Raw genomic sequence first — 8,130 nt, 5'->3', positions numbered from 1 at the left:
GGGAGATCGGCTCACGGCCGTACTTCTGGACCTCGATGACCTTCTCGGGGGTCATGTCGAGCTCCTTGGCCAGCTCCTCCGGGGTGGGCTCGCGGCCCAGGTCCTGGAGCATCTGGCGCTGGACGCGGGCCAGCTTGTTGATGACCTCGACCATGTGCACCGGGATACGGATGGTGCGGGCCTGGTCGGCCATCGCGCGCGTGATCGCCTGGCGGATCCACCAGGTCGCGTACGTGGAGAACTTGTAGCCCTTGGTGTAGTCGAACTTCTCCACCGCGCGGATCAGACCGAGGTTGCCCTCCTGGATGAGGTCCAGGAAGAGCATGCCGCGGCCGGTGTAGCGCTTGGCGAGGGAGACCACGAGGCGGAGGTTGGCCTCCAGCAGGTGGTTCTTGGCGCGCCGGCCGTCCTCCGCGATGATCTCCAGCTCGCGCTTGAGCTTGGGGGCCAGCTTGTCGGAGTTCGCCAGCTTGTCCTCGGCGAACAGACCGGCCTCGATGCGCTTGGCGAGCTCGACCTCCTGCTCGGCGTTGAGCAGGGGGACCTTGCCGATCTGCTTCAGGTAGTCCTTGACCGGGTCGGCGGTGGCTCCGGCGACCGCGACCTGCTGCGCGGGCGCGTCGTCCTCGTCCTCGTCGGACAGGACGAAGCCCTTGGTCTCGCCGGTCTCGTCCTCCTCGTCACCCTTGCCGGGCGCCGGGGTGTCCTCGAGCAGCTCGTCCTCGAGCAGCTCGTCGGCGTCCTTCTTGGCGGCGGTCTTCTTGGCCGCCGTCTTCTTGGCGGTGGCCTTCTTGGCCACCGTCTTCTTGGCCGCCGTCTTCTTGGCGGCGGCCTTCTTCGCGGGCGCGGCCACGGCCTCGGCCTCGTCGTCGCCGTAGGCGCCCGGCTGGGCGGAGGCGGTGGACGAGGCGGAGGTGGTGGAGGCCGCCTGGCGGGCCGTGACCGTCTTGGAGGCGACGGCCTTGGTCGCGGTGCGCTTCGCCGGGCTCTTCGCTGCGACGCTCTTGCGGGTGCGCTTGGGCGCCTCTGCGGCACTGACCATCAGCGTCACACCCTCCTCGTCGAGGACCTGGTTGAGGCTGCGCAGAACGTTCTTCCACTGGGTTGGCGGAATCTGGTCAGCCTCGAAGGCCCGACGCACGTCGTCGCCGGCGATCTGCCCCTCGGCCTTTCCCTGCTCGATGAGCGCCATCAGAGACTCGGATTCGGCGATCTCCGGCGGGAGCGTACGGGATGTGCTGGCCGACACGAACAACCTCTCGGAACGATGGGAACGGCTTCCGGCCCCGGCTCGTCCACGACGGACGACCGGTTCCGACGACCGCCGGCAAGGATGAACCGACGGCGCGGGCGATAGTTGCGGAGCAACACAGCACCTCGAGCGAGGCCTGTATTCCCTCCGCGGCTACCACCTCTTTAGTCATCGCGCTGCCTCGAAGAGCGTTACGCCCAATCCTCGTGGCCCGAGTCACACCGCATAAGCGATGAAAGGCCGTCGAACCGGGCAGAACGCTCCGCTCACCGGCGCTCCGACGGGCGTTCCGCCCCGAGACCGTACGCGCGAGCCGGATGAGCGGTCCGCGCGTACCGTCCCGTCCGTACGGTCGCGTGCCGCGGTCAGTGCTCGCGGGGCGCGGGCACCACGCGCTCGACCTCGGGGTGGGCGACGAGCAGCTGACGCATGGCGGCCTCCGCACCGGCGGCGTCGCCCGCGGCGACGGCGTCGACGATCCGCAGGTGCGCTCCGACGCCGGCCTCACTGGGGCGGTCGCAGCCGCTGGCCGTGGCCCCCGAGACGTGCAGGGCGGCGGAGACGATGCCGGAGAGGTGCTCCAGCATGCGGTTTCCGGCGACCTGGAGCAGCAGCGAGTGAAACTCGGCGTCCGCCCTGGAGAAGGTGAGCGAGTCGCCCTGGGCCAGGGCGTGGCCCATGATCTCGGCCATGTCGGCGAGGCGCTGCTGGACGTCCTCGCGGCCGTGACCGGCGGCGAGCCGGGCGGCCAGGGGCTCGATGGCCCAGCGCAGCTCGCACAGCTCCCGGCGCTGGTCTTCGCGCTGCGGGCCGAAGGCCCGCCATTCGATGATGTCGGGGTCGAGGAGGTTCCAGTCGCTGACCGGGCGGACCCGCGTGCCGACGTTGGGGCGGGCGCTGACGAGGCCTTTCGCCTCCAGCACGCGCAGGGATTCGCGGACGACGGTGCGGGAGACCTCGAACCGCTGCCCGATCTCCTCGGGGACGAGCGGGCGGTCGGCGCCCAGGTCGCCGGAGACGATCATCTGGCCGAGCTGCTGCACGAGCTGGCCGTGCAGTCCTCGGCCGCGACTGCCGGCCGCGCGGCGGCCGGCCCGGCCGAGCTCCGCGTCGCCGTCCCAGGCGGGCGCGGCGCCACGGTCGACGCCGGGCGCGTCCGCATAGGAGTAACGGTCCAGCTCGCCCGGGCCCGTGAGGCCGGAGTCGGTGGGGCGAGCCGCGGTCATCATGGTGTGCGCAAGGGTACTCACGCTTCCTTTGTCGGCGACGCCCTCGAGCGCCTTGAGGTCTTTGGTGAAAAGCACACGAAAGGGTGATCGCGCATTACCTCACAATTGACGCTCAAATGGATAAAAAGGGGCATCTCCCTACGGCAGGGTCATCACACAGCGTGATGGCCGGGCCCGGGGCCACGGAGGGTCCGGACGACCCATGACGGCGATTTTCCGCGCCGGGAGAGTGCCGCCACCCACGCCACCCCCGGAACGATTGTCACTCTGCGTGGACGCGTATGCGGAGGGCCGCATTAGCACAGCTCTCATCGGGGCCGCCCGCGGAAGACGGTGAGGACGTACGCGCCGAGCAGCCCGGCGAGGGCCACGGTCAGTGCCCAGCCGACCGGTTGCGACAGCACACGCAGGGCGGCCGCGAACACCCGGTCCAGACTGGACGGCCACTGGACGACGGCCGCCGCGCGCAGCCGGCCCGGGAGTCCCATCAGCGACCGGGCGGCCGGCCGGGCGAGGACCCCGCCCAGCAACGGCACCACCAGCGTCGGCACCGCCAGGACCGCGGCCAGCCCGGCGAAGGTCGACCGGAACACGCCTGCGGCCAGCAGTCCGGCCCAGGCGCAGCCGAGGGTCAGCGTGACACCGCCGGTCAGAGTGACGCCCCAGTCGGCGGGGACGGCGAGGACGGCTTCGCCGAAGAGCAGTTTGAGGGCCGCCGAGTCCAGGCCGACCGCCGAGAGCGCGAGGACGAGGGCGGCCACGGCCGTGACGGCGAGCTTGGCGCTCAGCAGGCCGAGCCGGCGCGGAACGGTGCCCGCGTCGGGGGCCAGTGCCGGATAGCGGAACTCCTGCCCGAAGGCGAGCGCCCCGAGCAGACCCGCACCGAAGGCCGCCGGCGGCAGCGGCAGCAGCCGCGGCCAGCCCGTGAGCAGGCGCAGCGCCGGGGCTCCGCCGATGCGCGCGAGCAGGACCGAGCCGACCAGCGACACCCCGAGTGCCACGGCCGCCACGACCCACCCGGTGCGGATGCCCGTGGCGCGCAGCAGCTCGTAGCGCAGCGGCCAGACCGGGCTGGGGGCGCGCAGGCGGGCGCGCGGTGAGGGCGCCGGACGGTCCGCGTACTCGGGGTCGTCCTCCCCGGCCGTCTCGGCCGGGGCCGCCTCGTGGTGGGCCGCGCCCTGGTGGAGGGGCGCAACCGACGGGCTCGTGAACGCCTCTGGGTCGTGCGTCGCGGAAGCGTCCGCCACGTCGGGGGCGTATGCCTCACCCGGGGCGCCGGGCGCCCCCTCGTAAGCGCCGGCGCCCCGGCCGTCGGCGCGCCGCAGTGGTGTCACGGGGCCGGTGTCGCCGGTCTCCTCCGTGAGCCGGTGGACGATGATGCCGTGCCGGTAGGCGGCCTCGCCGACGGCCGCGCAGCTGCTGCCGTAGACGTAGAGCCGGCTTCCGCCTTCGTGCACGACCTCCAGCGACGGGTCGGCGGCCGGGGCGCCGAAGGCGTCGGTCCCGTTGGTGAGCAGATGCGCGAGCCGGCCTGCGTGCGGTGTCTGGACGACGACGCGGGGGCGCAGCCGGGTGGCCGCGAAGACGGCGGCCTCCTGATCGGCGACGAGCCGTCCCCCGTCGATGGTGACCACCTGGTCGGCGATCCGCGCTGCCTCCGCCGCGTCGTGCGAGGTGACGAGCACGGCACCGCCCTGGGCGGCGTAGCCGCGCAGCATTCCGTGGAGCCAGGCCGTCTCGCGCGGGGAGAGGTCGCGGGCGGGCTCGTCGAGCACGAGCGAGTGCGGGTCGCCGAGCAGGGCCGCGGCGAGGCCGAGACGCCGGTCCATGCCGCGCGAGAAGCCGCCGAGGCGCTGGTCGGCCAGTCCGCTCAGACCGACGACCTCCAGCACCTCCTCCGCGCGCTCGGCGGGCACTCCGGCGGCGGCGCTGAGCATGCGCAGATGGCCGCGCGCGGTGCGGCCGGGGTGCCCCGGCACGTCGCCGAGCAGGACGCCGACCTCGCGAGTGGGGTGCGCGACCTGGTCGAGGGGGCGCCCCCGGAAGAGGGCGACGCCGCGCCCGGGGTCGAGCCGCAGCATGAGCCGCAGCGCGCTCGTCTTGCCCGCCCCGGGCTCGCCGAGCAGGACCGTGACGCGGCCGGGGCGGGCCTCGAAGGTCAGATCGTCGACGACGGGGGGTCGGTTGCGACGGGGAACGCTGGTCAGTCCGATGGCCTGGATCATGGACTCTCCGCGGGACGACGGGCGCGGACGGGAGGTACCGCAGCACCGTAACCCGCACTGTCCGATTTGCCCCGCAATGTTCATTTATGGGGCGCGAGGATCACCCCTGCGGGCAGCGTCTCCCACCCCCGCGGAACCGCCCGGTCAGGCCTCCGGGCGCAGCATGGGCGGGTTGAGCAGGGTCGCCCCGCCGGCGCGGAAGAGCTGGGCCGGACGGCCGCCCTGCCGTGTCGTCGTACCGCCGGTCGGCACCAGGAACCCCGGCGTGCCGGTGACCTTGCGGTGGAAGTTGCGGGGGTCGAGGGCGACACCCCACACCGCCTCGTACACCCGGCGCAGCTCGCCGACGGTGAACTCCGGCGGGCAGAAGGCGGTGGCCAGCGAGGAGTACTCGATCTTCGAGCGGGCGCGCTCGACCCCGTCGGCGAGGATCCGGGCGTGGTCGAAGGCGAGCGGCGCGGCCTGCTCGTCCTCGCGCCCGTAGCCGTCCTGGTCCAGCAGCTCGTCCACCGGCGCCCAGCGCACGCTGCGCGCGTCGCCGCCGGGCCGCGGAGCCGGCAGGTCGGGGGCGAGGGCCAGATGGGCCACGCTGACCACGCGCATCCGGGGGTCACGCTTGGGGTCGCCGTAGGTGGCCAGTTGTTCCAGATGCGCGGCGTTGAGAACGGCCGGCCCCTCCGGGTCCGCGGCGTGCAGACCGGTCTCCTCGACGAGTTCCCGGGCGGCGGCCGTGGCCAAGTCCTCGTCGGCCCGGACGAATCCGCCCGGCAGCGCCCACCGCCCCTGGTAGGGCGGCTCACCGCGGCGAACCGCCAGCGCGCACAGCGCGTGCCGGCGCACGGTGAGCACGACCAGGTCGACGGTGACGGCGAAGGGCGGGAAGGCCGACGGGTCGTAGGGCATGAAGCGATCATAGTCGTCTGCTTGACGATAAACAGGGTCTTGCCAACCGCCGGGGACGAGCCCCTGGGGGGATCTCTCCCCCGACCCCTCGCCCGGTCCGGCGGTCATGCCGTTTCACACCCCCAACTGCAGCCCGTCGGCCGCTTCCTCCACCATGCCCAGCCCGAGCCTGCTGACGCGGACGGCGAACGGCTGCTCGGCCACGCGCAGCCCGGTCAGCCTCAGCGCCCCCAGCGGCGCCGCGCGCGGCGGCCTGACCGTGACGCTGCCCGCCGGGACGTCCGGGCGGATCCCGGCGAGCGCGGTCAGCATCAGCACGGCGCCGGCCGCGGCGACCGCAGCCGGGCGGCAGGCCGCCGGATGAGGCAGCGGCACGCTGCCGGCCGTGCGCTGCTCCCCCGCATACATCTCGGGCAGCCGGTGGCCGAACCATTCGGCGGCGTCGAACACGCCACGGACCAGCCCGCCGGCCTCCTTCTCATGGCCGGCCGCCGCCAGCCCGGCCACCGCCACGGCCGTCTCGTGCACCCGCACGGCCCCGCCCCGGTGCCCGAACGGGTTGTACTCCGGTTCCTTCACGCCCAGGCTGCGCAGGCCCCAGCCGGAGTCGAGGGCGGGCCCGCCGAACAGCCGGGCCAGCTGTTCCGTCTGCACCGCATCGAGCAGCCCCGCGGCGTACGCGCCCGAGCCCAGCAGGCCGGTGTCCAGCAGATGGGCGGCGGCGCTGCCCAGCTGCGGTATCCGCCGCCCGTCGGGGGTGAGGGCGGCGAGCGGCCGGCCTCCCGACAGGTCGTCGGCCCAGAAATCCTCCCGGAACCGGCGCCGGAGGCCGGACGCCCACTGCCGCAGCGCCTCCGCTCCCGGCCTGCCGTACGCGTCCAGCAGGTCCGCGCCGAGCACCGCGGCCCGGTGCGCGTGAGCCTGCGTCTCGGCCCGGTACGGGCCGCCGGGCACCGGGTCGGCGAGGTAGCCGCCGGCCCCGGCGGCGGCCCTCAGCCAGCCCAGACAGCGCTCGGCGGCGGGCAGCAGCTGCTCCGTCTCCTGCTCGGCGAGCCCCCAGCGCCGCGCCTCGGCGAGGACGACGGGGAACAGCAGCGTCGCCTCAACGCCCGTGCAGCAGGGCGGCAGATGGGTGCCCGCGTGCCGCAGGGCGCCGGGGATCCGCCCCCGGTCGGGGCCGGGACCGGTCAGCTGGGTGCGCGCCAGGGTCCGCAACGTCCCGGCGGCGAGCCGGACGCCCAGGGGCAGCGTCATGCGCGCGGCCCACAGGGCCTCGGCGGGCGCGAGGTGGCCGCAGCGCCAGGGAGCGCCGGCGGCGAGGTGCAGGTCCCCCGGGCGGCCGGGGTCTCGGACGAGGAGCGCCCGAAGGTCGTCCAGACAAGCCGTCAGCAGCGGCGCGGCGCGGGGATCGTCCCCCTCGGCCACGGCCTCGCTCCAGGGCGGTGCCCCGCTCCGGCCACGCGGGGCTCCGGGGGCCGCCGCCCTGCCGGGGGCGTCCTGCCCGACCCGTAGTTCGATGCTGCGGCTCCCGCCGGGAGGCAGCCGTATCTGCCAGCAGAGCAGCCCGGCCGAGGCGAGCACGTCCTCGGGCGCCGGATCGGCCGTGACCACCGCGTGCGCGCCGCGGGCCGTCCAGCGCAGCCCGCAGGCGTGCACGTCGGCGGGCACCTCGGGACCGGCCGCCCCCGCGGCGACCGCGCCCAGCTCCGCGAGGTCGGTGCCCAGGGACACCTCGACGCCGAGTATGAGCTCGTGGCGGGCCGAACTGCGCAGGGTGATGCGTTCGACGCCCTCGGCGTCCCGCAGCCGTTCCACGGTGACGGCCGGGTCGGGCCCCTCGTCCGCCGCCGTGCGCACCGCGCCGACGAACCGGGCCCGGTCCGCGGCGGCCATCCGGCCCAGGACGGGCACCGGCTCGGCCCCGCCGACCTTCAGCAGGCACCGGGCCAGCAGCCGGCGCCCGCTGCGATAGAACCCTTCGAGCCCCTGCCCGGTGAGCTGGCCGTGCTCCCCGGAGATCGCCAGGGCGGGCAGCGCGACGCAGATCAACGCCTGGTGCACGGGGTACGGCCCGGCGGTCCGTGCGGCGCCGGCGCGCTGGGGCGCGGGCGGACGGCGGGTCGGGTGACCATGGGTGACATTGCCTCGGGTGACACTGCCTTGCACCTGTCTGCGCTCCCTGCGGACGTCACGGGCCGGACGACGGACGACGTTTGCGGGCCACTCAGGTGAACGGCGCCGGACCCGCCGAGGTCACGCCGGGTGTTCCGGGACCGCTCACTCGCGCCCCCGCGTTCCCCGCTGTCCCGTGCGCCGCCGGGTGCGCGGCCTCCCCGCGGGCGCGCCGGCCGCAGCTGCCGCACTGGGGCGGGTCGGGCCGCCGGGGCGTGCCGTCGCCCCCGGCCCCGTCGGGCCGCCGCGCCGGGCGGCACGGCGGGTCACGGCTGCCCCTTCCTCCGGTCGCGCCGGCCCCGGGGCCCGGGCCTCGGCGGCGTCGGGCCGCCCGGCGCCCGGCTTGTCG

5 protein-coding genes are annotated in these 8,130 nt (G+C 74.8%); all 5 read right to left on the bottom strand.

From position 1 onward, the window contains the following. Positions 1–1,249: RNA polymerase sigma factor (locus AB0K09_RS25500; RefSeq protein ID WP_366067719.1), on the bottom strand; the 1,249-nt coding region annotated here is incomplete at its 3' end. Between the two features lie 368 nt (positions 1,250–1,617). Then, on the bottom strand, positions 1,618–2,556 hold the full coding sequence (locus AB0K09_RS25495; RefSeq protein WP_366067718.1) for an FCD domain-containing protein: 939 nt from the start codon (positions 2,554–2,556) through the stop codon (positions 1,618–1,620). A gap of 233 nt (positions 2,557–2,789) precedes the next feature. Beyond that, entirely contained in the window at positions 2,790–4,706 is a 1,917-nt protein-coding gene (locus AB0K09_RS25490; RefSeq protein ID WP_366067717.1) for an ATP-binding cassette domain-containing protein, read from the bottom strand. Positions 4,707–4,850: 144 nt separating this feature from the next. Further along, positions 4,851–5,609, bottom strand: a complete 759-nt coding sequence (locus AB0K09_RS25485; RefSeq protein ID WP_366067716.1) for an NUDIX hydrolase — start codon at positions 5,607–5,609, stop codon at positions 4,851–4,853. Positions 5,610–5,723: 114 nt separating this feature from the next. Continuing rightward, positions 5,724–7,670: a glycogen debranching N-terminal domain-containing protein gene (locus AB0K09_RS25480; RefSeq protein WP_366067720.1), complete on the bottom strand. Its 1,947-nt coding sequence runs from the start codon at positions 7,668–7,670 to the stop codon at positions 5,724–5,726. Between the last annotated feature and the right edge of the window lie 460 nt (positions 7,671–8,130).

This window comes from Streptomyces sp. NPDC049577 (genome assembly GCF_040675635.1).
Taxonomy (GTDB): domain Bacteria; phylum Actinomycetota; class Actinomycetes; order Streptomycetales; family Streptomycetaceae; genus Streptomyces.
Note: the sequence above shows the minus strand (reverse complement) of the source record. Positions and strands in the feature narration are given on the sequence as shown.

Bases quoted from the DNA above. Each gene is read 5' to 3' on its own strand.
- AB0K09_RS25490 (WP_366067717.1), bottom strand. From the start codon at position 4,706: ATGATCCAGGCCATCGGACTGACCAGCGTTCCCCGTCGCAACCGACCC.
- AB0K09_RS25485 (WP_366067716.1), bottom strand. From the start codon at position 5,609: ATGCCCTACGACCCGTCGGCCTTCCCGCCCTTCGCCGTCACCGTCGAC.